Source organism: Paraburkholderia sp. A1BS-2L (assembly GCF_051125205.1).
GTDB lineage: Bacteria > Pseudomonadota > Gammaproteobacteria > Burkholderiales > Burkholderiaceae > Paraburkholderia.
Genome location: NZ_CP120429.1, coordinates 1062951 through 1085591, shown reverse-complemented (window position 1 = coordinate 1085591; position 22641 = coordinate 1062951). Strand labels below are relative to the sequence as shown.

Below are 22641 nucleotides of genomic sequence, written 5' to 3'. Positions count from 1 at the left end.
TTTTGTCGACGCGCGAAGCACCATCGGGCCTATACTTCCGGCTGTCGGACTCTCCGGCATTCCGTCCGGTTTCACTCTCTTCACTATCCGCGGCGGGCTCTTCGCCGCGCCATTGGCCAGCAAGCATGGCAAGCCTCAACAAAGCATCGCTGACGACTTCATTGCAATCGGTGCGCGCCGTGGCGCGCGCCCCGCGCACACGGCGCATCTTCACCGGCATCGCGATCTTTCTCGCGGTGTTCGGCCTGCTCGGTTTCTTCGCCGCGCCGCCGCTGATCCGGCACATTGCCGAACAACAGTTGAGCAAGCAGCTCGACCGGCCCGTCTCGATCGCGCGTATCGGACTCAATCCCTACACGCTGCGGCTCGAGGCGGACCGCGTGCACATCGGCGAGCGCGGCGGCCAGGGCAACTTCTTCGATGTCGAAAAGCTCGTCGTGCAGGCGTCGTGGTCGTCGATCTTCCGCGCGGCGCCCATCGTCGACGAAGTGCGGCTCGACTCGCCGCGCGCGACCATCGTGCGGCTCGACGCGCAGCGCTTCAACTTCTCCGACCTCATCGAGAAGTTCTCGAAGCCTGCCGAAAAGCCCAGCAGCAAGCCCGCGCAATTCGCGGTGTCGAACATCCACGTCGAGAACGGCCAGATCACTTTCGACGATCGCCTGCTCAATGAAAAGCACGTGATCGACCGCTGGTCGCTCGGCATTCCGTTCATCGCCACGCTGCCTTCGAAGACAGATATCTTCGTCCAGCCGATGCTGCGCGCGCGCATCGACGGCGACAGCACGCTCGCCATCGACGGCAAGACCAAGCCGTTCGCCGCGTCGCGCGAGTCCGAGGTCGAACTGCGTCTCGCCGATCTCGATCTGCCCAGGCTGCTCACTTATGCGCCCGCCAAACTGCCGGTGACGCTCAAGAGCGGCAAGCTCTCCACCAACCTCAAGCTCGATTTCGTGATGTCGGGCGAGAAGCCCACGCTGCGTGTTTCCGGGACCACCGATCTCGCCGACATCGACGCCACCGACAACGCCAACGCGCCGCTGTTCGGCGCGCGCAGCCTGCATGTGGCGGCAGCGTCGCTCGAGCCGTTCAGCAACGTCTATCGCTTCGACGCGATCCGCATCGACGCGCCCAAGGCCTGGATCGCGCGCGACAAGGCGGGCGTGCTCAGCGTCGAGAAGCTGGTGGGCGCACCAGCGGCGAAGGCCGCGGCTGCCAGGGACCAAGCCACGGCGCAGGCCGCCGCGAAGTCTCCTGTGCAGTCTCCTGCGCAGTCTCCTGAGAAGGGCGAGCAGAAAGGCGCCGCGAGCGCCGTCGCGGCGGTCCCGCCCGCGGCGTCGGGCGCACGGGCCGAGCCTGCGGCAGCGGCCAAGGCGCCGCCGCTCGATCTGTCGATCCGCCAGTTCGCGATCGTGGACGGCACGGTGCATGTGCACGATGAAGCAGCGTCGAAGCCGGTGGAACTCGATCTCGGCAACGTCGCCGCGACGCTCACGAACTTCTCGACCGTGGCGAAGACGCCCGCTGCTTACACGCTCGCGCTGCGCGCGGGGGACGGCGGCACGGCTCAGGCCTCGGGCAGCTTCGGCCTTGCCGCGAAGACCGCCGACGCGAAGATCGCCCTGCACGACGTGACGCTGCCGCAAGTGCAGCCCTATCTCGACGGCGTGAGTGCGGCGCAGATCCTCGACGGCAAGCTGAGCCTCGACTCGACCATCAAGGCCGACTGGGCGAAGGAGCCGGCCGCCGTGAAGGTGGAGGCGAGCACGCTGGGTCTGGAGGCGCTCAAGCTTGCTGCGCGCGGCTCGAAGGCGCCGATCGTGGCGCTCGCGAAGGGCACGGTGCAGGTGAGCGCGGTCGATCTCGCGGCGCGCACCGCGCAGATCGCATCGGTGGATACGAGCGGTCTCGCCGTCAACGTCGAGCGCAAGAAGGACGGCAAGATCGATCTGCTGGAGCTTGCGCAAGGACGCCAGGCCGCGCCCGAGCGCACGGCGATTCGCGCGGCGCAGAAGTCGGTGAAGGAAGGTCCGGCGTGGCGCTACAAGATCGACGCGCTGAACGTGAGCGGTGGCTCGATCAACTTCACGGACAGCACGACGCCGCGTCCGGTCACGCTCGCCGTCGCACCGCTCGACCTCAAGGTCCAGCAAATCAGCGACGACATGAAGCACGCGCTGCCCATCGACCTGAAGGCGACCGTCAACAAGAAGGGCACGCTCGCGCTCAACGGCGACCTGAACCCCACGCCGCTCACGGCGAAGTTCAAGATCGACGCGAACCGGCTCGATGCCGCCGCGTTCGAGCCGTACTTCAGCAGCCAGCTCAACGCGGTGATCGCGAGCGCGCTGCTCAACATGAAGGGGCAGCTTGCCGTGGAGCAGGGCAAGGCGCTCAAGGCGAACTATCGCGGCGACGCGGCGCTGGTGGACGTGCGCATGCTCGACAAGGCGACCTCCGACCCGTTCGCGGGCTGGCGCTCGCTCGCGCTTTCGAACCTGAAGGCGAGCTACGACGACGCGCGCGGCACCGACGTGGACGCGAGCCGCGTGACCTTCAGCGGCTTCTACGGGCGCGTGCTGCTCGACGCGCAAGGCAAGCTCAATCTCAACGACGTGGTGGCGCACGAGAGCGGCCAGGCGCAGTCGCTCACGCGCGACACGAGCGGCCACGAGCCAGTGCCGCTGTCGCCCGAGGCGGCCAGCGCGCCGGGTGCAGCCGCTTCGGCGCCCGCGTCGGCCTCCGCGCCGGTACCCGCATCCGCGACGGTCACCGCAGCGCAGCCGCCCAAGCATCCGGTGCGCCTGCATTTCGGCGAGCTCGTGCTGCAAAACGGCCGCGTGACCTATACCGACAACTTCATCAAGCCGAACTACAGCGCCAACCTCGTGCAGATCCAGGGCACGGTGGGCGCGTTCGGCACCGAGTCGACCACTTCCGCGCCCGTCGACGTGTCGGCCAAGCTCGCGGCGAACGGACCGATCGTCATCAAGGGCTCGGTGAATCCGCTCATCGCGAAGCCCGAGCTCGACATCACCGCGAGCGCCCACGACGTAGAGCTCACCAATCTCACGCCGTATTCGGCCAAGTACGCGGGCTATCCGATCACGAAGGGCAAGCTCAACGTCGACTTGCATTACCAGCTCTCGAACGACCAGCTCACGGCGAACAACCATCTGTTCATCGACCAGCTCACGTTCGGCGACCACGTCGAGAACGACACCGCCACCAAGCTGCCCGTGCGTCTGGCGATTTCGCTGCTCAAGAACCGGCGCGGCGAGATCGACGTGAACATTCCGGTGTCGGGCTCGCTCTCGAACCCCGAGTTCAGCCTCGGCGGCCTGATCTGGCGTGCGGTGCTCAACCTGATCGCGAAGGCCGTGACCGCGCCGTTCTCGCTGCTCGCCAACGCGTTCGGCGGCGGCGGAGAAGAGCTCGGCTATGTGGAATTCGAGCCGGGCTCGGCCAGGCTCTCCGACGCCGACAACAAGAAGCTCGACACGATCGCGAAGGCGCTCGACGACAAACCCTCGATCAAGATCGACCTGATCGGCCGCGTCGACCCGGCCGTGGACACGCCCGCGCTGCGCGAGAAGTATGTGGACCGCCTCGTGCGCAGGCAGAAGGTGAAGGACACCGTGGGCAACGGCGAGAGCGTGGATATCTCGCAGGTGCAGGTCGATCCGAAGGAGTACGAGAAATACCTCACCAAGGCCTATAAGGACGCCGACTTCAAGAAGCCGCGCAACATGGTGGGCTTCACGAAGACGCTGCCCGTCGACGACATGAAGCAGGCGCTCGCCGAGCACGCGCCGGTGGACGACGTCACGCTGCGCGACCTCGCGCAACGGCGCGCGCAGGCCGTGCAGCAGTACTTCGAAGGCAAGGTCGACTCGAGCCGCGTGTTCGTGGTGGCGCCCAAGCTTGACGCAAAGGGCATCAACGACAAGGGCGCGACCACGCGCGTGGACTTCGGGCTGAAATGAGGGCCCGCATGCGGGGCGTGTTTTCCATGCCCCGCAGGTGCTTGTCACGCCGCGCGCGTGCGCGCGCGCGGCGTGCTCTTCGCACCGAACGCATGTTCCTCGATCACGCGCGCGAGCGTGGCGAACGCCGGCGCAATATGCTCCTGCGCGACACACGCATAACCTGTTAGCAATCCTTTGCGTTGCTGCTTGCCGAGGTAATACGACGCCAGCGGCCGCACGATCACGCCTGCCTCATACGAAGCCGCGGTCACCACGCGGTCGTCGCAATGATCGGGCAGACCCAGCACGAAGTGCAGCCCTGCTTCGTCGCCCATGACGGGCAGCGCGTCGCCGAAGCGCTGCGTCACGGCGTCGATCAGCAGTTGCCGCCGCTCACCGTAGAGCGTGCGCATGCGGCGCACGTGCGAGGTGAGATAGCCGTCCATGATGAATTCGGCGAGCACGGCTTGCTGGATCAGCTGGCCTTCCCGATAGAGCTCGGACACCCCGGTGCGGAACACCTCCACGAGCCGCTCGGGCACGACCATATAGCCCACGCGCAAGCCCGGAAACAGCAGCTTGCCGAGGCTGCCCACATAGATCACCCGGTCCGATTCGTCGAGCCCCTGCAGCGAGGCAAGCGGCCGGCTGCCGTAGCGGAACTCGCTGTCGTAGTCGTCCTCGATGATCCACACCTTGTGCTGGCGCGCGTATTCGAGCAGCGTGCGGCGGCGCGCGAGGCTCATCACCATGCCGAGCGGGTACTGGTGCGATGGCGTGACGAGCGCGATGCGCGGCGGATGGCGCAGGTCCGATTCGCGCGGATTGAGTCCTTCGTTATCCACAGGAATCGGCGCGAGCTTGATGCCCGAGGCTTGCAGCACGCTGCGCGCGCCCCAGTAGCACGGCTCCTCCACCCAGGCGCGGTCGCCGATGTCGGCGAGCAGGCGCACCGCAAGATCAATCGACTGATGAATGCCGGTCGTGATGATGATCTGGTCGGGCGAGCAGCGCACCGAACGCGCCACGCGCAAGTAGTCGGAGAGTGCGCGGCGCAAGGGCCGATAGCCGCCACCCGGCGCATAGGTGAGCAGCTCCGGGTTCACCGATTTCCAGAGCCGCGATTGCAGGCGGCTCCAGGTGCGCGAGGGAAACTCGGCCACGTCCGGCACGCCGGGCATGAACGCGCCCCATTGCCGGGCCGAGACGCCGGCCTCGTCGATGAGACGCTTCCCGCGCATCGACATGTCGCCGCGCGGGCCGGGCTCCGGCGCGGCGCGGTCAACGCGCAGCGGGGTGCCAGGGCGCGCGCCCACGGCGGCCGTGTCGGGGCGCGTGTCCGCGACGTAGGTGCCGCTGCCGGTGCTCGAAAGCACGTAGCCTTCTGCGCTCAGTTGGTCGTAGACGTGCAGCACCGTGTTGCGCGCGATGCCGAGGTCGCCCGCGAGCAGGCGCGAGCTGGGCAGCTTCGTGCCGGGCGCCAGCCGGCCGGTCAGGATGGCCTGCTGCATCAGTTGCAGCAACTGGCGGTAGACCGGCTCCGCCGAGGCTTTGTCGAGTTGTGCTGCGAGCCAGTCGGACAGGATGACCATGGCAAAAGTGGTTCCATCGATAATAATGAAATGGCTCCATTCAATAGAGCCTTGAGCGTCTATAGTAATCCGACGTCAGATTCGGCTAATTTTTTTTCGTGTGAGAATAAATTGAGCCGCGCCGGAAGTGCTGAAGCATTCACTCCGGTCGACATAGGAGACAAGACGATGAAGACATCGGAGGCGATCGTCAGCTTTCGGGGCGTGCGCAAGACGTACGACGGCGAGACGCTGGTGGTCAAGCAACTCGATCTGGACATCTACCACGGCGAGTTTTTGACGCTGCTCGGGCCGTCCGGCTCCGGCAAGACCACCTGCCTGATGATGCTGGCGGGCTTCGAATTTCCCACTGGCGGCGAGATCCGCCTCGAAGGCAAGCTGCTCAACAACGTGCCGCCGCACAAGCGCGACATCGGCATGGTGTTTCAGAACTACGCGCTGTTTCCGCACATGACCGTCGAGCAGAACGTGGCGTATCCGCTCGGCGTGCGCAAGGTGCCCATGGCCGAGCGCGCCGCGCGCGTGAACGATGCGCTCAAGATGGTGCGCATGGAGGGCTTCGCCAAGCGCTATCCCGCCCAACTCTCGGGCGGCCAGCAGCAGCGCATCGCGCTGGCCCGCGCGCTCGTGTTCCAGCCGAAGCTCGTGCTCATGGACGAGCCGCTCGGCGCGCTCGACAAGCAGCTGCGCGAACATATGCAGTACGAACTGAAGTCGCTCCATGAAAAGCTCGGGGTCACGTTCGTCTACGTCACGCACGACCAGGGCGAGGCGCTCACGATGTCCGACCGCGTGGCGGTGTTCGACAAGGGCATCGTGCAGCAGCTCGATACCGTGGACCGCCTCTACGAATCGCCGTGCAACGAGTTCGTGGCGAACTTCATCGGCGACAGCAACCGGCTGCGCGGCAAGATCGCCGCGGTGGAAGGCGAATTCTGCGAAATCCATCTCGCCGACGGCACGCGCCTGAAAGGCCGCAACGTGGCGGGCGCGCAGGCGGGCGCGGATGCGGTCGCCTGCATCCGGCCCGAACGCATGAAGCTCTCGTCCCAAGCCGGCGGCAACGGCGCGAACGCGCTCGCGGGCGAGGCGCGCAGCCTCATCTATTTCGGCGACCACGTGCGCATGCGCTGCGGTCTGCCTCACCAGGACGAGTGCTTCGTGAAGGTGCCGCTCGGCACCGAGGCGCTCGAAGCCTTCGCGCCCGGCCAGCCGGTCGCGCTCGAGTTCGCGCCAGAGCATCTGCGCATCTTCGCGTGACGGCACGAAGCATCCACCGCAGGTAGCGCCGATGCGCGCGAAAACAAACCATCCAGGAGAAGGGGACTACACCATGAAGCAAATCGGCAATTTGCGCGTTGCAGCGGCGGCGGCCGCGTTCGCACTCTCGTGTGGCGTGGCGCACGCCGCGGAACTCACGGTCGTGAATTTCGGCGGCGCGAACGGCGACGCGCAGAAGGCGGCCTTCAACGAGCCGTTCCAGACGCAGACCGGCAACAAGGTCACGGTGGTCGAGTACAACGGCGAGCAGGCCAAGGTCAAGGCCATGGTCGAGGCGAAGCATGTGAACTGGGACGTGGTCGAAGTGGAGACCGGCGACATCGCGCGCGGCTGCGACGAAGGCCTCTACGAGAAGCTCGACTGGGCGAAGCTCGGCAATAAGGCCGATTACCTGAAGGCGGCGGTGCAGCCGTGCGGCGCGGGCTTTTTCGTGTGGTCCACGGCGCTCGCCTATAACGCCGACAAGCTGAAGACGGCGCCCGCAAGCTGGGCCGATTTCTGGGACGTGAAGAAATTCCCGGGCAAGCGCGGCATGCGCAAGGGCGCGCGCTACAACCTCGAATTCGCGCTGATGGCCGACGGCGTGGCGCCGCAGGACGTCTACAAGGTGCTCGCGACGAAGGCCGGCCAGGACCGCGCGTTCAAGAAGCTCGACGAACTCAAGCCCAACATTCAGTGGTGGGAAGCGGGCGCGCAGCCGCCGCAGTTCCTCGTGGCGGGCGACGTGGTGATGTCGACGGCCTATAACGGGCGCATCGATGCCGCGCAGCGCGAAGGCAAGAACCTCAAGGTCGTGTGGAACGGCAGCATTTACGACCTCGATTACTGGGCGATTCCGAAGGGCTCGCCGAACAAGGCGCAGGCCATGCAGTACATCGCGTACACGCTGTCGTCGAAGCCGCAGCAGGACTATGCGAAGCACATCGCTTACGGTCCGGTGAACGCAGCGGCGATCAAGGCGCTCGACGAAAAGACGCTCGAAAACCTGCCGAATTCGCCGAAGAACGGCAAGACCGCGATCCAGGAGAACCTCACGTTCTGGACCGACCACGGCGACGAACTCGAGCAGCGCTTCGGCTCTTGGGCCGCGAAGTAAGCGGGGACGAGGCGATAACGGAGGCAGGCCGCACGCGCCCTCCCATGCGGGGGCGGTGCGTGTGGTATGGCGCCTCGGGGCGAGCGCTTCCGGGGTGACCGCAGGAGACTGAGTTGACATCCATGACGACCGCGAAACACGCAGCCGATGAATCACGCAACAGCGCAAGCAGCAGCGCAGCAGACGCAAGCGAGCCGGTTGCGCGCCTGAAACGCGAACTGCGCCTCGCGCAGGCCAGAAAGCGCACGATGGCGCTCTTGCTGATTGCGCCGCTGGCGATCTTCTTGCTGCTGATTTTCGTCGTGCCGATCGCGGCGCTGCTCACGCGCGCCGTGCAGAATCCCGAGGTGGCGACCGCGCTGCCGCATACCGTTGCGGCGCTGAGCAGCTGGGACCGCAAGAGCGCACCGCCCGACGCGGCCTACGCGGCACTCGCGCAAGATCTCACGGCGGTGCAGGACGGCGACGCCATGGGCGCGCTCGCCCGCCGCCTGAACGTCGAGATCGCGGGCTATCGCTCGCTCGTGGCGAAGACGGCGCGCGCCATGCCGCTCGCCGACGACGACGGCCATCCGCTCAAGCTCACGCCAGCGCAAACGCGCGCCAAAATCGTCGAGCTCGACGACCGCTGGAACGACGTGACGTACTGGCAGGCCATTGCGAAGAACAGTGGCCGCTACTCGCCGTTCTATCTGCTGGCCTCGCTCGATCACAAGCAGGATGCGTTCGGCAGCATCGTTCCCGCCGACCCCGACCAGCAGATCTATCTCGCCGTGTTCGGCCGCACCTTCGTGATCAGCGTGTTCGTGACACTGTTTACGCTCGCGCTCGGCTATCCTCTCGCGTACTGGATTTCGACGCTGCCCGAGCGGCGCGCCAATCTCGTGATGATCCTCGTGCTGATTCCGTTCTGGACATCGATTCTCGTGCGCGTGGCTGCGTGGATCGTCATTCTGCAGAGCGAAGGACTGGTCAACAAGGCGCTGATCGGCACCGGCATCATATCCACACCGCTCACGCTGCTTTTCAATCGCGTGGGGGTGTACATCTCCATGACGCACATTCTGCTGCCCTTCATGGTGCTGCCGCTCTATAGCGTGATGAAGTCGATCCCGCCCACCTACCAGCGTGCGGCGGTCTCGCTCGGCAGCCATCCGTTCGCGGCGTTCTGGCGCGTGTACGTGCCGCAGACCTATCCGGGCATCGGCGCGGGTGTGCTGCTGGTCTTCATCCTCTCGATCGGCTACTACATCACGCCGGCGCTGCTCGGCGGTCCCGCCGACCAGATGGTGAGCTATTACGTGGCGTACTTCACGAACGTGTCGATCAACTGGGGCATGGCATGCTCGCTCGGCGCGCTCCTGCTCGCGGCGACCACCGTGCTGTATTTCGTCTATGGGCGCTTCACGCGCACGCAACTGAGCCTCGGCTAACGGAGGCAACCGACATGAAATTCGCCAAGCCTCTGTTTGCGCCGCATACCTCGGCCATCGAACGCGTATGGTATTTCACGCTGCGCGGGCTCGCCGTGCTCACGCTGCTCTATCTGATCCTGCCGGTGCTCGCGATCGTGCCGCTGTCGTTTTCGTCGAGCACGTTTCTCGTCTACCCGATTCCGGGCTGGTCGATGCGCTGGTATCAGAACCTCGTGATGTCCGACGAGTGGCGCATGGCCGCGAAGAACAGCTTCATCGTCGGGCCGGCGGCGACGCTGGTGGCGACGGTGCTCGGCACGCTTGCGGCCATCGGCATCACGAAGGCGGATTTTCGCGGCAAGGCCTTGCTGATGGCCGTGCTCATCTCGCCGATGATCGTGCCCGTGGTGGTGGTGGGCGTGGGCATGTATCTGTTTTTCGCGCCGCTCGGGCTCGCCAATACCTATCTGGGCCTGATTCTCGCGCATGCGTCGCTGGGCGTGCCGTTCGTGGTGACGACGGTGTCGGCCACGTTGCAGGGCTTCAACTACAACCTCGTGCGCGCGAGTCTTTCGCTCGGTGCGAATCCCGTTTCGACGTTCTTCCGCATCACGCTGCCCGTGATCGCGCCCGGCGTGATTTCGGGCGCGCTGTTCGCGTTCGCGACGTCGTTCGACGAGGTGGTGGTGACGCTCTTTCTTGCGGGCGCCGATCAGACGACGCTGCCGCGCCAGATGTTCACGGGCATTCGCGAGAACATCAGCCCGACGATCGCTGCGCTCGCAACGATCCTGATCGTGTTTTCGACGGGCCTGTTGCTGGCGCTCGAATGGCTGCGCGGCAGGAATGCGGCGCGCGCGGTGAAGGCTTGAGGCGGCTTGAGGTGGCCTGATTGTGGCCTGAAGTGCAAAGCGGCGCATGCGCCGCTTTTTTAGGGGGGCTTCGTGGATTTCCGGGCCAGGCTCTGTTCGACCCGCTGCCGTCATTCGGGTGCAGCGCTGCCAACGACTGCTCCTGGAGCAGGGCCGCCGCTCGCTTGCCTGCACGACAACTTTGGCTCAGTACAGCTTCCTCGGTGGCAATGACCGTTTGATCTGTTTTCTGAGTCGGGCTACAGCGGCGGCCTTCTTTCGTTTGCGTTTCGCAGTCGGTGTTTCATAAGCCGTTCTGGCCCGCAGTTCCTTTATCAAGCCGGTGCTCTCGATCGAGCGTCGGAAGCGGCGCAGCGCGACTTCCACCGGTTCGTTCAGTTTGGGGGTTACAGTAGTCAATTGTCTTCCTGGTTGTGAGTTTGCGCCGTGAATCGTCCGGACGTGCGCGACGGAGTTTGCGGCCTTGTTTCCTTTCAGCCAAAGCGCACGTCCAGCCATTCCTGCGCCCATTTTTTCGCATAGGCAATGGCGTCCTCGCGCATGTCGAAGCCCGCGAGATCACCACTTAGATGAATGTCGTACTTGCTCCCGTCCGCACGGCTGGTGCTGATGCGGGCATGGGCCATGTATTCGCCGTCGGCCCTGCGTGGCGTCGGGTCGATAATGAATCGCGTCGAATTGAAGCGCACTGTCTTTCCTTGTTTGGTTGCCGCGCGACCAGGATCGTTGCGCCAGCTTCGCGTGGATGGATGGGATGTGTCACGCGTTCAACAGGGCCTGTAGCGAGGTGCGAATCACAACACCAAATCAAGGATGTTCGTGTCTTGGGAACACGTATCGATGAGGTGTTCCGCATAGGCAGTCGAAGCACGCCGCGCGTCTCCGGCGCTCTGGAAGGGCTTCGTCACCACAAGCCGGAATACGCGGCTGCGGGGCGCTTCCCCTGAGCTTCCCGGCGCCTGGATACGCACGGCAGCGTCGAATCCTTCGTCGTAGTTATGCCCATTGCCGGGCTCGGTGGCACGATGCGGATAGACGAGTGGATAAACTTCCAGTCCACGGTAGAGACGGAATCCGGTTGTCATGAAATACCTTTGAAGCCGCGTCAACACGCGACGAATCGGGAAAAGGGCGTGAGCGACTGAGTTCAGTCTTCACATGATCGGCCGCGTTGTTCGGCCTGTGATGAATGAGCGGCCCGATTCCGTTGGAAAGGGTGACTGGAGAGGCGCAGAGAGGGGCTGTGGGTCAATCAACGCTTTCATCCTACACCCATTGCCCGATTTGTACAGCGAATGTTTTCCTGCCCCCGCTACTGTTACGAGCCGGTAGCCTGGATCGACTGCGGGTATGCGCATAGCGCCGTATCGCAGCCGACGTTCGCTTGGCACCGTGTCAACGACGGCGAAATGCGGCGAAACCGTGTCGCCTTTAACCGCGCGTGTCGACCCAGTTGCGCGCCCAGCGTGTCGAGTGCTGCAGAGCCTGCTCTTCACTCGCGAAGTAATCGAGCGAATAAAACTGGTAGCGGCCTTCGGCGCGCGCGCTATTGATGCGCTCGAGCAGCAGGTTGGACGAAAAACTACCGTCGGGCAAACGATGCGCCGAGGGTTGGACGGCATAGCCGTTGTATTGTTGAATTTGTTTATTACGCATTTTAATTTTAATGATGTTCGAGTGCGCGCATGCCGTGTGAAATATGCAGGGGCACGCCGATTCAAAGCCATGGCGAGCTGAATCTGAAGCAGTCGGAAAGCAAAAAATGGCGTTGAAGCCTGAGGGGGGAATGATCAACAACGAGGCGTATGGGGCTTGGCGAGCTGCTGAATGAACAGGTGCAGCTAAGCGCAATCGCGCCGGATTCAGGAGACCAAGCTCCGCGAGGATGTCGCTATAACCCGGCGTCCATCGCGGGAGACCGGGCCCTTCAAACTTTACATCGGCTTGATGCTAGCCGCTTGCAGACCCTTCGGGCCTCGCTTCGTTTCGAAGCTCACCTTTTGATTTTCAGCCAGCGTCTTGAATCCGTCGCCCCTGATTTCGGAGAAATGAGCGAAGAGGTCGTCGCCGCCCTTATCCGGCGTGATGAAGCCAAAGCCTTTGCTGTCGTTGAACCACTTAACGGTACCGGTATCCATAAAAAATCCTTGAGGAAAACTACGAAGAATTACTCTGTTAAAGAGTGGGTGAAGCTTCAAGGAGGGAGAGGACAACGAATACCGCGGAGGAGCGAGCAATTGATGAACAGCAGTCGAACTTCTTGAACTTCAGCTGGCACAGTACCCGCTGGGTGCTGCCAGCGTCAATACTTATCTTGTAACTGTTTCACCCGGCGGTCGGTTGTGCAGCCCGAGCGATGCGGCCTGTCGGGCTGCGCACCGTTGCCTGGTAAGGCGCACAGGTTAGACATAAGGTGGGGACAGACACAAGCTTAGGGCGGCACCGCACTTGCTGTGGCGGGGTCGAAAAAGGTGAATTGCGCAACGTTCCCCTAAATTCGTATCAGAGCCGCGTATGACCGGCCGTGTACAAAGCGCAACCGACGCCGGGATGTCTGCTGAGTTTCAGGTGAAGGGCGCGTCATGGCCGACCCCAGGCCGTCCGCAACCGCTTTCCCCCGCAAATCCACGAAGAGCTCTTTTTCGCGCCAGCACTAACGCGCGGCCTAATCGGGCAGCGCCGCGCCGCCCAGCGCCTGATAGAGCGCTGCCGTATCCGTGAGCCGCGTGGCCTGCGCACGCGTGCGATCGAGCGCGGTTTGCAGCGCCTGGCGTTGCGCGTCGATCAGATCGAATTCGCTCACGCCGCCCGCAGCGTAGCGATCATGCGCGATCGAGGCGTTGGCTTGCGCTTCGTGCGCGGCGTCGTCGCGGGTTTGCAGTTCCAGCGCGTCGTCCTGCAGCGCGTGCAGCGTGTCGGCGACTTGCTGGAGCGCTTGCAGCACCGTCTGCTTATAGTCCGCGAACGCGGCCTCATAGGCGGCTTGCGCCGCACGCCGCTTCGCGCGCAACTCGCCGCCATGAAAGATCGGCTGCGTGAGGCCAAATCCCACGTTCCAGATGTTGAGCCCCGTTATCACGTCTTCGATGCGCGTGCGTTCCGAGCCCGCGCCCGCCGAAATCGAAATCTGTGGAAACAGGTTGGCTGTCGCCACGCCCACGTTCGCACTGGCGTGATGCAATAGCGCCTCGGATGCGCGAATGTCGGGGCGCTCGCGTGCGAGCGTGGAAGGCAACGTGAGCGCGAGCGTTTCGGGCAGCGGCAACGCGTCGAGGGTGAGCGCGTCGAGTTGCGGCGCGAAGGCCGAACTCGATGGCCCCACGCCTAGCAGGATGGCGAGCAGATGATCGGTCTGGGCCAGCTGCGTGGTGAGCGGCGCAAGTGTTGCGCGCGTTTGCGCGAGCAGCGTGCGCTGGCTGTGCACGTCGAGCCGCGCGACGCCGCCGGCCGCGAGTCGTGCTTCCATGATCGATAATTGCCGCGTTTGCGCGACGATCAATCGCTGCGTGAGGTCGATTTCGCTACGCAGCGCGGCCCGCCGGATTGCCGTGGCGACCACATTGCCCGCCACGGTGAGCTTCGCCGCCTCAAGTTCGTATTCCTGATAATTGACTTGCGCGAGCGTGGCTTCGAGTGCGCGGCGGTTGGCGCCGAACAGGTCGAACACATACGAGACGCTGACCGAGGCGTTGTAAAGCGTGAACGGTGCCGGACTCGCCACCTGGGTGATGCCGAAGGCAGCTAGATTGATCTTCTGGCGCGTGCCGGAGAGCTTCAGGTCGACGGCCGGATACAGCGCCGCGCCCGCTTGCGCGTTGTAATTCTCGCGCGCCTCGACGAGCTTCGCGCGTGCGGAATCGAGCGTCGGGCTGGCGTGCAGCGCTTCGTCCACGAGACTGTCGAGCGCGGGGCTGCCGAATTGCTTCCACCAGGCGCGCGGCGCGTGTTCGGTGGCTGCGAAAGTTTGCGCGGCACCGCCGGGTCCCGGCGCGCCGGCCGTGGCGTCGGGCAGCGGCGTGCGCGTGTAGTCGGGGTCCTGCGGTGCTGCGGGAGCGTGAAAGTCAGGGCCGACCGTGCAGCCCGCGAGTGCGGCTGCCAGCAGCAGTGACAAAAGCGATGACAAGGGCGATGACAAAGGCGATGACACGGGCGATGACAAAGGCGATGACAAAGGCGATGACAAAGGCGATGACAAAGGCGATGACAAAGGCGATGACAAAGGCGATGACAAAGGCGATGACAAGGGCGTTGGAGTATGGCGTTTCATCATCGCGCTCCTAGTCCAGCGTGCGCCGGTAGAAGCGCACCGCGATCGCCATCACGACTGCCGCGAACACGGCGAGCGGCCACACGGAAGGCCACAAGTCAGCCCAGCCGTTGCCCTTGAGCAGAATGCCGCGCACGAGCCGGTTGAAGTAGGTGAGCGGCAGCAGGTTGCCGATCCATTGCGCCCAGCGTGGCATGCCCGCAAAGGGAAACATGAAGCCTGAGAGCAGCAGGTTCGGCAGGAAGTAGAACACGGCGAGCTGCATGGCCTGCAACTGGTTCTGCGCGAGCGACGAGAGCGTGATGCCCACCGTGAGATTCGCTGCGATGAACAGCAGCGCCGAGAGATAGAGCGCCACGAGACCGCCCTCGAATGGCACGTCGAACACGAAGCGCGCGGCGAGCACGATGATGGTCGCCTGCACGAGGCCGATCGCCACGTACGGGACGATCTTGCCCGTCATCACCTCGATGGGCAGCACGGGCATGGCGAGCAGGTTTTCCATCGTGCCCCGTTCGCGTTCGCGCGTGATGGCGAGACCGGTCATCATCACCATCGTCAGCGTGAGGATCACGCCCATGAGGCCCGGCACGACGTTGTATTGCGTGATGCCCTCGGGGTTGTAGAGGCGGTGGACCTGCACGTCGAAGGCAGCGGGCGCGCCGTTCAGGTGCGCGAGCGGGCCGGTCAGGTCCTTCGCGGCCACGGGGGCGATGAGGCCGGGCAACGCGGCCAGCGCAGTGGTGATGGCGGTGGGATCGGTGGCGTCCGCTTCCACTAGCAGCGAGGGCCGCTCGCCGCGCAGCAGGCGCCGCGAAAAATCCACGGGAATGCTCAGCACGAACTGCACGCTGCCGCGCGCGAGCGCATGCCGCGCGGAGGCCTCGTCGGGCAGCGTCTCGACCACGTCGAAGTAAGCCGAATTCTTCATGCCTGCCACGAAGCTGCGCGAGAAAGGGCTGTCTTCGGCCACCACGATGGCGGTCGGCAAGTGCTTCGGATCGGTGTTGATCGCATAGCCGAACAGCGTGAGCTGCATGATCGGCAAGCCGACGATCATCGCGAAGGTCACGCGGTCGCGTTTGAGCTGCAGGAACTCCTTGAGCACGATGCTCCACCAGCGCGACACGGAGAACGCGAGGTTCAGCTTCAGCATCAGGCCTTGCCTCCGTAGTTGTCGCGCGTCTGGCTCATCAGATGGATAAAGACATCCTCCAAACCGGTTTCAATACGTTGTGCACGCAACGATGTGCCGGCGCTCACGTGCTCGATCGAGGCCGCGAGCGCCGCGTGGTCGCGGCCGCTCGCGTGCAGCACGGGGCCGAACACCACCGTTTGATCGACGCCCGGCATGGTGCGCAATTGCGTCGAGAGCGCAGTGAGCTGATCGCCGTGAATCGCCCACGTTTCGAGGTCTTGCGAGGCGATCACTTCGGCGGCGGTACCCTGCGCGAGCAGCTTGCCGTACGCGATATACGCGAGCTTGTGGCAGCGCTCGGCTTCGTCCATGTAGTGCGTGCTCACGAGCACGGAGATGCCGCGCGCGGCGAGCCGGTGCAGTTCTTCCCAGAAGTCGCGCCGCGCGTTGGGATCGACCCCTGCCGTTGGTTCGTCGAGCAGCAGAAGCAGCGGCTCGTGCAGCATGCAGGCGGCAAGCGCGAGACGCTGCTTCCAGCCGCCCGAGAGCGCGCCGGTGAGCTGGTTCGCGCGGCTTTCGAGGCCGAGCGATTCGATCGCGCGGTCGACGCATTCGCGCCGCCGCGGCATGCGGTAGATGCGCGCGACGAAGTCGAGATTCTCGCGGATCGTCAGATCGTCCCAGTACGAGAAGCGCTGCGTCATGTAGCCCACGCGCCGCTTGATCTCTTCGCTCTCGCGCACGATGTCGTAGCCGAGGCAGGTGCCCGAGCCCGAATCGGGCGTGAGCAGGCCGCACATGAGGCGGATCGAGGTGGTCTTGCCGCTGCCGTTGGGCCCGAGAAAGCCGAAGATCTCACCCCGCGCGACGCGCAGCGAGACGTCGTTGACCACGTGCTTGTCGCCGAAATGCTTGTTGAGATTGCGCACGTCGATGGCGTAGCGCGGCCCGTCGCCCGTGTCCGCGCCCGTTGCGCTGGTTGTGCTCATTGCAGCCGCACCTCCACCGGCTGGCCCGGATGGAGCTTCGCGGCGTCTTGCGTGGCCGGATGCGCCTCGATCATGAACACGAGCTTCGCGCGTTGCTCGTTGCTGTAGATGACGGGCGGCGTGTACTCGGCGGCGTTCGAAACCCAGGTGATGGTGGCGGGCACGTCGGCGGCGCAGCCATCGCAGTGCACGAGAATCTTGCGCCCCGGCGCGAGCGAGCCCACCACGGTTTCGGGCACGAAAAAGCGCAGCTTGACGTTTTGCGGCGGCAGCATCTGCACGACCGGGCTGCCGGCCTGCACCCATTCGCCCACGCGATAGAGCGTGTCGTAAACGAGCCCCGCGCCGGGCGCGGTCACGCGCTTCTGATCGAGCTTCCACTGCGCCTGGGCGAGCGTGGCCTGCGCCGCCTCGACATCGGCGGCCTGCGCCGCGATCTGCGCCACGCGCCCGGGCAGGTTCGCGACGCGCACCTGATTCTGCAACTCGCGCACCTGCGCGGCGCTCGATGCGGCCTGCGCGCGCGAGTCGTCGAGCTGCGCCTGCGAGATGCCGCCTGCGCGCAACTGCGCCTCATCGCGCGCGAGCTGGAGCGCCGCCTTGCGCGCGGTGGCCTCGGCCTGGGCGAGCTGCGCTTCGGTCACGCGCACTTCGGGCGGACGCTTGCCGGTTTGCAGATCGTCGAGCTGCGCCTGCGCGGCGGCGAGGCGGTGGCGCGCTTCATCGCGCGCAGCGGTTTCGTCGACGGCTTCGAGCGCGAATACGGGCGCCGAGGCAGCGACGGCCTGGCCGCGCTGCACGGCGAGCTTCGCGAGCGTGCCCGATTGCGAGGACGCGAGATAAACATATTCACCTTCGACGTAGCCTTGCCAGACCGGCGCTTCGTGGCGCGAGCACGCACCGAGAGCGCCCAGGCCAACGAGGCCAACAAGGCCGACGATGGCTGCGCGAAGCGGCAAGCGGTTGCAGCGCGAGGCGCGCGCAGGTTCGATCTGTCCGCTCATGGCGCACTTCCTGTGGTATTTCCAGCAGCATTCGCGGGCACCCGCATGGCGCCCGCGAGCAGCGCGGTGACATGGCGGCGCAGCGCTTCGCGCTCGACCTTTGGCAGGCCGCGCGTGTTTTGCCAGAGCCTCGCGGTCGCGAGCGGCAGCATGACGAGCGCGAGGATCGACATGAACAGCAGCGGCGCTTCCAGCGCCGGGTTCACGGTGCCCTCGCGCTGCGCAGAACCGATATGCATGACGAATCGTTGCAGTTGTTCGACGGGCAGGCGCTTGAGCATGCGCTCGCGCAACAGGCCGCCTTCGTTGACGATTTCGCGCAGCCATAGCGGCGGCAGCCACGGCAGGTGCTCGGTGACTTCGAAGAGCCTTGCGACGAGTTCCTGTACGAGCGCGTGCGGGTCGGCTGCGGCTTCGCTATCCGCGCTGCCCCACACATAGGCAATGGAGCGCGCGATGCGCTCTTCGACGACGGCGTCGAGCAGCTTTTCCCGATTGGTGAAGTAGTAGTGAACCATGGCCGACGTGACGCCCGCCGCGGCGGCGATTTGCGCCATGGTCGTAGCGGCAATGCCTTGTTCGGCGAAGAGTTGCGTCGCGCAGGCCAGCAGCCGCTCGCGCACGTCGAGGTCGGTATCGGCGCGGCGGCGCCCGCGAGGCTTGCGGCTTCCGGCCGTGGCGGGCGAGGGAGGCGAGGGAGGCGAGGCCGGCATCGAGCGACGTGGATTCATTGGTCCAGTCTAATTCACGCGTTAGTTAGATTCAAATGCGCGCGATGCGGGTTAACGATTGTCAGTCGGGCGACGTCCTTTCAGACCTTTCCTATACACAAAGGTGGGGTGGTCATTCAGGCTGTCATTCTCGTACCGAAAGGTGCATCCGATCACGCCCCTAAAAATGGAAGAAAAAATGAAGCGCATCGTGGTTATCGACGATCACCCCATCGTCCTCAAGATGCTTGCGAACGTTTTGCACACCGAATATGAACTGGTGGGCGAGTGCAGCGACGGGGAAGAAGGTTTGCGCATCGTGCAGGAATTGCAGCCTGATCTCGTCATCCTCGATCTCGAATTGCCGAAACTGGACGGGCTCTCGGTCATTCGCGGCATCCGCGCCCGGCAATCCGCCACGCGCGTTCTCGTGCTCTCCGCGAAGCCCGAGCAGGTCATGGCGAATCACACCCGCATCGCGGGCGCGAACGGTTACGTGAGCAAGAGCCGTGGCGTGGAGGAGTTGTGCGGCGTGGTGAAGGCGGTGCTGCTCGGGTACGACTGCTTTCCGGCAGGCAGTTGCGGCGGCGGCCGCGATGTGGCGCTCAACGGGCTCTCGCCGCGCGAAGTGGAAGTGCTGCAATATCTCGCGCGCGGCATGAGCAACAAGGGCGTGGCGGCGCGGCTCGGGCTCTCCGACAAGACGGTCAGCACCTACAAGACGCGCGTGCTCGACAAGCTCGGTGTTTCGTCGCTGGCGGCGCTGATCGAATTTGCCACCTTGAACAAGCTTATCGATTGAAGCCGGGGCAAAAAGAGCCCCAGCCGCGAACGGCCGGGGTAATGAGAATACACCGTGCGCTCCTGGGAACGAAACGCCCCATAACGTTACCTACCGGCTGCGTGCGAAGCAACGCGCTCACATTACGCGTCGTTACTGTCGCGAGGCTTTCGGCGCAGATCCGCTTAAGTTAATTCGCATGTCGAATTAAATGGCGGGGAATATGATGCGGGGCGGGTGTCAGGTTCCGCGTCGATCAAATCAGTAGCGCGGCGGCGGGGGCGGGCGATGATCGTCGTAACGCATCTCGTGACGGTCGCCATGCCAGCCCGGAGGGCCCGGGTCGTGCGGATGATGGTGCATCCATGCGTCACGTTCCCAGTAGCGGTGGCCGTCCCAGTAACGGTCTTCGTGCCAGCCGATCGACACTCGCGCATCCACCGGCACCATGCGCGGCCCATCATGATGCGGCGCGTATTGGGCAAAGGCGCTCGATGCGCTCATCAGCGCACCGCCTGCGAGCAGCGCGGCGGCGAGAACTCGGGCGGGGGTTTTCCAGCGCGTCGTATTCATATGCGTTCCTCCTTTTTGGGTACGTCGTCATGCATTGCGTTGCATTCGACATGAAGCCCAGCTTATAGGGGACAAGGCGATGAATACGTGAGCACTTGTAATGTTTCATTTCGAGCGGTCTGCCGCACGAAAACTGCGCGTTTTATAATCGGCTCTTGATGCGTAACGGATTACCGCGGGTTTCTGAAGATTGCCAAAGCAATTTCACGGACGCGGTTGTCAAGAGCCGTAACATAAAGACGGCAAGGCGGGCGCACGAAGCCCGCCGGTTGCCGTGGACTATTTCTTCATATCGATTGCGCTTTTCGACCCCACCTGCGCGCGCAATTCGTATTTCTGGATCTTGCCCGTTGCGGTGCGCGGCAACTCGCCGAACTTCACGACGCGCGGAACCTTGTAAGCCGCGAGAAAGAGCCTGCAATGCGCGATGATCTCCTCGGTCGTTGCGCTCGCACCTTCCCGCAGTTCGACGAATGCGCACGGCACTTCGCCCCACTTCGCGTCGGGCATCGCCACGACCGCCGCGAGCGCGACTGCGGGATGGCGATACAGCGTGTCTTCCACCTCGATGCTCGAAATATTCTCGCCGCCCGAGATGATGATGTCCTTGCTGCGGTCGGTGATGCGCACATAGCCGTCGGGGGTCATCACGCCGAGATCGCCGGTATGGAACCAGCCGCCGCGAAACGCTTCTTCCGTCGCGCGCTCGTTCTTCAGATAGCCCTTCATGCAGATGTTGCCGCGAAACATGATTTCGCCGAGCGTTTCGCCGTCGTTCGGCACGGGCTCCATCGTTTCGGGATTGCGCACGCTGATGCCGCTTTGCAGGTGATAGCGCACGCCCTGGCGCGCGGCGAGCCGCGCCTGTTCGTCTTCGGGCAGCGCTTTCCAGCTCTCCTGTGTCGCGCACACCGAAGCCGGACCGTAGACCTCGGTGAGCCCGTACACGTGCGTGAGCTCGATGCCGATGGTCTTCATCTTCGCGATCACGGCGGGTGCGGGCGGCGCGCCCGCCACCATCGTGCGCACCGTGTGAGTGATGCCCTCGCGGTATTCGGCGGGGGCGTCGGCGAGCGCACCCTGGACGATGGGCGCGCCGCAATAGTGGGTGACCGCTTCGGAGCGGATCAGCTCGAATACGAGCTTCGCGTCGAACTTGCGCAGGCACACGTTCACGCCCGCGCGCGCCGCCACGGTCCACGCGAAGCACCAGCCGTTGCAATGAAAGAGCGGCAGCGTCCACAGATACACGGCGTGCTTGGGCATATCCCACTCGAGGATATTGCTCACCGCATTCAGATACGCCCCGCGGTGGTGATAGACCACGCCCTTCGGGTCGCCGGTGGTGCCCGAGGTGTAGTTCAGCGCGATGGCGTCCCACTCGTTCGCCGGCAGTTGCCAGGCGAACTCGGGGTCGCCCTGATCGAGAAAGGCCTCGTAGTCGATGCCGCGTGGAAAATGCTCGGGGTCCGCGGGCGCGACATCGGCCACGGTGATGATCTTCAGCGCCGGAAATTCGAGCGCCGCGCGTTGCGCGAGCGTGGCGAACTCGGTATCGACGATAAGCACCTTCGCCTCGCCATGGCGCAGCATGAACAGCATGGTTGCGATATCGAGCCGCGTGTTGAGCGTATTGAGCACGGCGCCCGCCATCGGTACGCCGAAGTGCGCCTCGACCATGGCGGGGATGTTGGGGAGCAGTACCGCGACGGTGTCGCCGCGCGCGACGCCCGAACGCTCGAGCGCGCTCGCGAGACGCCGCGTGCGCGCGTAAGTGTCGCGCCAGTTGCGGCGCACGTTGCCGTGGACCATGGCGAGACGGTCGCCATAGACCTCGGCGGCGCGCGCAATGAAGTCGATCGGTGTGAGCGGGACGTAATTGGCTTCGCGTTGCGCGAGCCCTTCCTCGTACGGGTGCGACATGGTGCTGTCTCCTGATGCGATCCATACAGGGCCCGGAGCGCGGGCCTGTTTCCGGTTTATCGGCTGGTTTGTCGGTATGATTCGCGCTACCGTAGCAGGACGGTGCGGGGGAGTCTGTCGCCGGCGCGACAGAGCATGCCTTCCCCGCGCCACCGATGACCGACCTCCAGGTAATTCAGGTAAGCGCGATGACGCAGCCCATTATCCCTCCGGACCCCATTCCGCCTAAGGACACCCTTGCCACGTTTGCTGCAGGCCGGATCGACCCGGTCAGGATCGACCCGGTCAGGATCGACCCGGTCAGGATCGACGCGCGCAATGCGGTCCAGCTCGCGGCGCTGTTCGAGCGCTGCGCATGGTTTCGCACGCTCGCGCCCGAGCACCGCGCATGGGTGGTCGACACCTCGCACGCGCAGGCATGGGCCGCGGGCGCGATCGTGGCTGCTCGCGAAGCGCCGTCCGCATACTGGCTGGGCGTGAGCAGCGGGCTCGTGAAGCTCGCGATCTTCAATGCGTCGGGGCGCGGCTGCACCTTCTCGGGCGTGCCGCATGGCGGCTGGTTCGGCGAGGGCAGCGTGATCAAGCGTGAGCCGCGCAAGTACGACGTGATCGCACTGCAGCCCTCGCTCGTGATGGCGGTGACGGCGGACACGTTTCATCGGCTCATGGACAGCAGCCTGCCGTTCAACCGTTTCGTGATTCATCAGTTGAACAACCGCATGGGCGAGTTCATCGCATTGATCCAGAATAGCCGGCTGCTCGACGTCGACGCGCGCGTGGCCCAGGCGCTCGCGCAGATGTTCAACCCCGACCTGTATCCGGAAACCGGCCACGCGCTGGAGATTTCGCAGGAGGAGATCGGCATGCTCGCGGGGGCGTCGCGGCAGCGCGTCAATCAGGCGTTGCAGACGCTCGAGCGAGAGGGGCTCGTCACGCTTTCGTATAACCGCGTGGATGTGGTGGATCTCGGCGCGTTGCGCGCGTTTGGGCGCGACCAGATTTGAGTGGCGGCGAGCGGTAGCCGCACCGCCT

21 protein-coding genes are annotated in these 22641 nt (G+C 64.5%); 8 read left to right on the top strand and 13 right to left on the bottom strand.

What is annotated here, in order from left to right; all coding sequences use genetic code 11:
* Window positions 1–125: 125 nt before the first annotated feature.
* Window positions 126–3986 (top strand): DUF748 domain-containing protein, encoded by a 3861-nt coding sequence (locus tag P5W98_RS19645; RefSeq protein ID WP_421026407.1) that lies wholly within the window; start codon window positions 126–128, stop codon window positions 3984–3986.
* Between the two features lie 44 nt (window positions 3987–4030).
* Here P5W98_RS19645 and P5W98_RS19640 read toward each other — a convergent pair whose 3' ends face one another.
* The gene (locus P5W98_RS19640) at window positions 4031–5560 is read right to left on the bottom strand and encodes a PLP-dependent aminotransferase family protein (RefSeq protein ID WP_421026408.1); all 1530 of its coding nucleotides are present in this window, start codon (window positions 5558–5560) and stop codon (window positions 4031–4033) included.
* A gap of 168 nt (window positions 5561–5728) precedes the next feature.
* Here P5W98_RS19640 and P5W98_RS19635 point away from each other — a divergent pair, with 168 nt between their 5' ends.
* The 4 genes from P5W98_RS19635 to P5W98_RS19620 all read left to right on the top strand — a co-directional run bounded on the left by P5W98_RS19635 (window position 5729) and on the right by P5W98_RS19620 (window position 10224).
* On the top strand, window positions 5729–6820 hold the full coding sequence (locus tag P5W98_RS19635) for an ABC transporter ATP-binding protein (protein WP_421026409.1): 1092 nt from the start codon (window positions 5729–5731) through the stop codon (window positions 6818–6820).
* A 73-nt stretch (window positions 6821–6893) separates the two neighbouring features.
* Window positions 6894–7937, top strand: a complete 1044-nt coding sequence (locus P5W98_RS19630) for an ABC transporter substrate-binding protein (protein WP_421026410.1) — start codon at window positions 6894–6896, stop codon at window positions 7935–7937.
* Window positions 7938–8059: 122 nt separating this feature from the next.
* Complete coding sequence (locus P5W98_RS19625) at window positions 8060–9370, top strand: ABC transporter permease (RefSeq protein ID WP_421026411.1); 1311 nt, start codon at window positions 8060–8062, stop codon at window positions 9368–9370.
* 14 nt (window positions 9371–9384) lie between these two features.
* Window positions 9385–10224 (top strand): ABC transporter permease, encoded by an 840-nt coding sequence (locus P5W98_RS19620; protein ID WP_421026412.1) that lies wholly within the window; start codon window positions 9385–9387, stop codon window positions 10222–10224.
* Window positions 10225–10410: 186 nt separating this feature from the next.
* Here P5W98_RS19620 and rpsU read toward each other — a convergent pair whose 3' ends face one another.
* From rpsU to P5W98_RS19590, 6 genes are all read right to left on the bottom strand, one after another.
* On the bottom strand, window positions 10411–10623 hold the full coding sequence (gene rpsU, locus P5W98_RS19615) for a 30S ribosomal protein S21 (RefSeq protein WP_421026413.1): 213 nt from the start codon (window positions 10621–10623) through the stop codon (window positions 10411–10413).
* A 74-nt stretch (window positions 10624–10697) separates the two neighbouring features.
* Window positions 10698–10913: a hypothetical protein gene (locus P5W98_RS19610; RefSeq protein ID WP_421026414.1), complete on the bottom strand. Its 216-nt coding sequence runs from the start codon at window positions 10911–10913 to the stop codon at window positions 10698–10700.
* Between the two features lie 105 nt (window positions 10914–11018).
* Window positions 11019–11309 (bottom strand): hypothetical protein, encoded by a 291-nt coding sequence (locus tag P5W98_RS19605; protein ID WP_421026415.1) that lies wholly within the window; start codon window positions 11307–11309, stop codon window positions 11019–11021.
* Between the two features lie 346 nt (window positions 11310–11655).
* Entirely contained in the window at window positions 11656–11880 is a 225-nt protein-coding gene (locus P5W98_RS19600; protein WP_421026416.1) for a hypothetical protein, read from the bottom strand.
* Window positions 11881–12158: 278 nt separating this feature from the next.
* Complete coding sequence (locus P5W98_RS19595; RefSeq protein WP_421026417.1) at window positions 12159–12362, bottom strand: cold-shock protein; 204 nt, start codon at window positions 12360–12362, stop codon at window positions 12159–12161.
* 527 nt (window positions 12363–12889) lie between these two features.
* Window positions 12890–14347 carry an efflux transporter outer membrane subunit gene (locus tag P5W98_RS19590; RefSeq protein ID WP_434663977.1) on the bottom strand — a complete coding sequence of 486 codons (1458 nt, stop codon included), beginning with the start codon at window positions 14345–14347 and terminating at the stop codon, window positions 12890–12892.
* Window positions 14348–14352: 5 nt separating this feature from the next.
* On the opposite strand from P5W98_RS19590, the gene P5W98_RS19585 reads away from it, so the two are divergent.
* A complete protein-coding gene (locus P5W98_RS19585; RefSeq protein WP_434718532.1) occupies window positions 14353–14505 on the top strand; it encodes a hypothetical protein in 153 nt (50 codons plus the stop codon).
* Here the strand turns inward: P5W98_RS19585 and P5W98_RS19580 are convergent.
* Genes P5W98_RS19580 through P5W98_RS19565 form a run of 4 tightly spaced genes read right to left on the bottom strand, consistent with a single transcriptional unit; the run spans window position 14502 to window position 18335 of the window.
* Window positions 14502–15647 carry an ABC transporter permease gene (locus P5W98_RS19580; protein WP_421026419.1) on the bottom strand — a complete coding sequence of 382 codons (1146 nt, stop codon included), beginning with the start codon at window positions 15645–15647 and terminating at the stop codon, window positions 14502–14504. The genes P5W98_RS19585 and P5W98_RS19580 overlap by 4 nt on opposite strands.
* Complete coding sequence (locus tag P5W98_RS19575; protein ID WP_421026420.1) at window positions 15647–16618, bottom strand: ABC transporter ATP-binding protein; 972 nt, start codon at window positions 16616–16618, stop codon at window positions 15647–15649. The genes P5W98_RS19580 and P5W98_RS19575 overlap by 1 nt, the downstream gene beginning before the upstream one ends.
* Window positions 16615–17622, bottom strand: coding sequence for an HlyD family secretion protein (locus P5W98_RS19570; protein WP_421026421.1), 1008 nt, complete (start codon window positions 17620–17622; stop codon window positions 16615–16617). The genes P5W98_RS19575 and P5W98_RS19570 overlap by 4 nt, the downstream gene beginning before the upstream one ends.
* The gene (locus P5W98_RS19565; RefSeq protein WP_421027057.1) at window positions 17619–18335 is read right to left on the bottom strand and encodes a TetR/AcrR family transcriptional regulator; all 717 of its coding nucleotides are present in this window, start codon (window positions 18333–18335) and stop codon (window positions 17619–17621) included. Before P5W98_RS19565 ends, P5W98_RS19570 begins: the two co-directional genes overlap by 4 nt.
* Window positions 18336–18531: 196 nt before the next feature.
* Between P5W98_RS19565 and P5W98_RS19560 the strand changes: the two genes are divergently transcribed.
* On the top strand, window positions 18532–19134 hold the full coding sequence (locus P5W98_RS19560; protein WP_175196662.1) for a response regulator transcription factor: 603 nt from the start codon (window positions 18532–18534) through the stop codon (window positions 19132–19134).
* Window positions 19135–19374: 240 nt separating this feature from the next.
* Here P5W98_RS19560 and P5W98_RS19555 read toward each other — a convergent pair whose 3' ends face one another.
* Complete coding sequence (locus P5W98_RS19555) at window positions 19375–19686, bottom strand: hypothetical protein (RefSeq protein WP_421026422.1); 312 nt, start codon at window positions 19684–19686, stop codon at window positions 19375–19377.
* A gap of 279 nt (window positions 19687–19965) precedes the next feature.
* Entirely contained in the window at window positions 19966–21609 is a 1644-nt protein-coding gene (locus P5W98_RS19550) for an acyl-CoA synthetase (RefSeq protein WP_421026423.1), read from the bottom strand.
* Window positions 21610–21797: 188 nt separating this feature from the next.
* Between P5W98_RS19550 and P5W98_RS19545 the strand changes: the two genes are divergently transcribed.
* Window positions 21798–22613, top strand: coding sequence for a Crp/Fnr family transcriptional regulator (locus P5W98_RS19545; protein ID WP_421026424.1), 816 nt, complete (start codon window positions 21798–21800; stop codon window positions 22611–22613).
* Window positions 22614–22641: the final 28 nt, after the last annotated feature.

Coding starts and splice junctions, on each gene's coding strand:
- P5W98_RS19580 (WP_421026419.1), bottom strand. CDS start 15,647: ATGCTGAAGCTGAACCTCGCGTTCTCCGTGTCGCGCTGGTGGAGCATC.
- P5W98_RS19545 (WP_421026424.1), top strand. CDS start 21,798: ATGACGCAGCCCATTATCCCTCCGGACCCCATTCCGCCTAAGGACACC.
- P5W98_RS19600 (WP_421026416.1), bottom strand. CDS start 11,880: ATGCGTAATAAACAAATTCAACAATACAACGGCTATGCCGTCCAACCC.
- P5W98_RS19630 (WP_421026410.1), top strand. CDS start 6,894: ATGAAGCAAATCGGCAATTTGCGCGTTGCAGCGGCGGCGGCCGCGTTC.
- P5W98_RS19635 (WP_421026409.1), top strand. CDS start 5,729: ATGAAGACATCGGAGGCGATCGTCAGCTTTCGGGGCGTGCGCAAGACG.
- P5W98_RS19645 (WP_421026407.1), top strand. CDS start 126: ATGGCAAGCCTCAACAAAGCATCGCTGACGACTTCATTGCAATCGGTG.
- P5W98_RS19605 (WP_421026415.1), bottom strand. CDS start 11,309: ATGACAACCGGATTCCGTCTCTACCGTGGACTGGAAGTTTATCCACTC.
- P5W98_RS19620 (WP_421026412.1), top strand. CDS start 9,385: ATGAAATTCGCCAAGCCTCTGTTTGCGCCGCATACCTCGGCCATCGAA.
- P5W98_RS19555 (WP_421026422.1), bottom strand. CDS start 19,686: ATGAATACGACGCGCTGGAAAACCCCCGCCCGAGTTCTCGCCGCCGCG.
- P5W98_RS19640 (WP_421026408.1), bottom strand. CDS start 5,560: ATGGTCATCCTGTCCGACTGGCTCGCAGCACAACTCGACAAAGCCTCG.
- P5W98_RS19550 (WP_421026423.1), bottom strand. CDS start 21,609: ATGTCGCACCCGTACGAGGAAGGGCTCGCGCAACGCGAAGCCAATTAC.
- P5W98_RS19595 (WP_421026417.1), bottom strand. CDS start 12,362: ATGGATACCGGTACCGTTAAGTGGTTCAACGACAGCAAAGGCTTTGGC.
- P5W98_RS19570 (WP_421026421.1), bottom strand. CDS start 17,622: ATGAGCGGACAGATCGAACCTGCGCGCGCCTCGCGCTGCAACCGCTTG.
- P5W98_RS19575 (WP_421026420.1), bottom strand. CDS start 16,618: ATGAGCACAACCAGCGCAACGGGCGCGGACACGGGCGACGGGCCGCGC.
- P5W98_RS19585 (WP_434718532.1), top strand. CDS start 14,353: ATGACAAAGGCGATGACACGGGCGATGACAAAGGCGATGACAAAGGCG.
- P5W98_RS19625 (WP_421026411.1), top strand. CDS start 8,060: ATGACGACCGCGAAACACGCAGCCGATGAATCACGCAACAGCGCAAGC.
- P5W98_RS19565 (WP_421027057.1), bottom strand. CDS start 18,335: ATGCCGGCCTCGCCTCCCTCGCCTCCCTCGCCCGCCACGGCCGGAAGC.
- P5W98_RS19560 (WP_175196662.1), top strand. CDS start 18,532: ATGAAGCGCATCGTGGTTATCGACGATCACCCCATCGTCCTCAAGATG.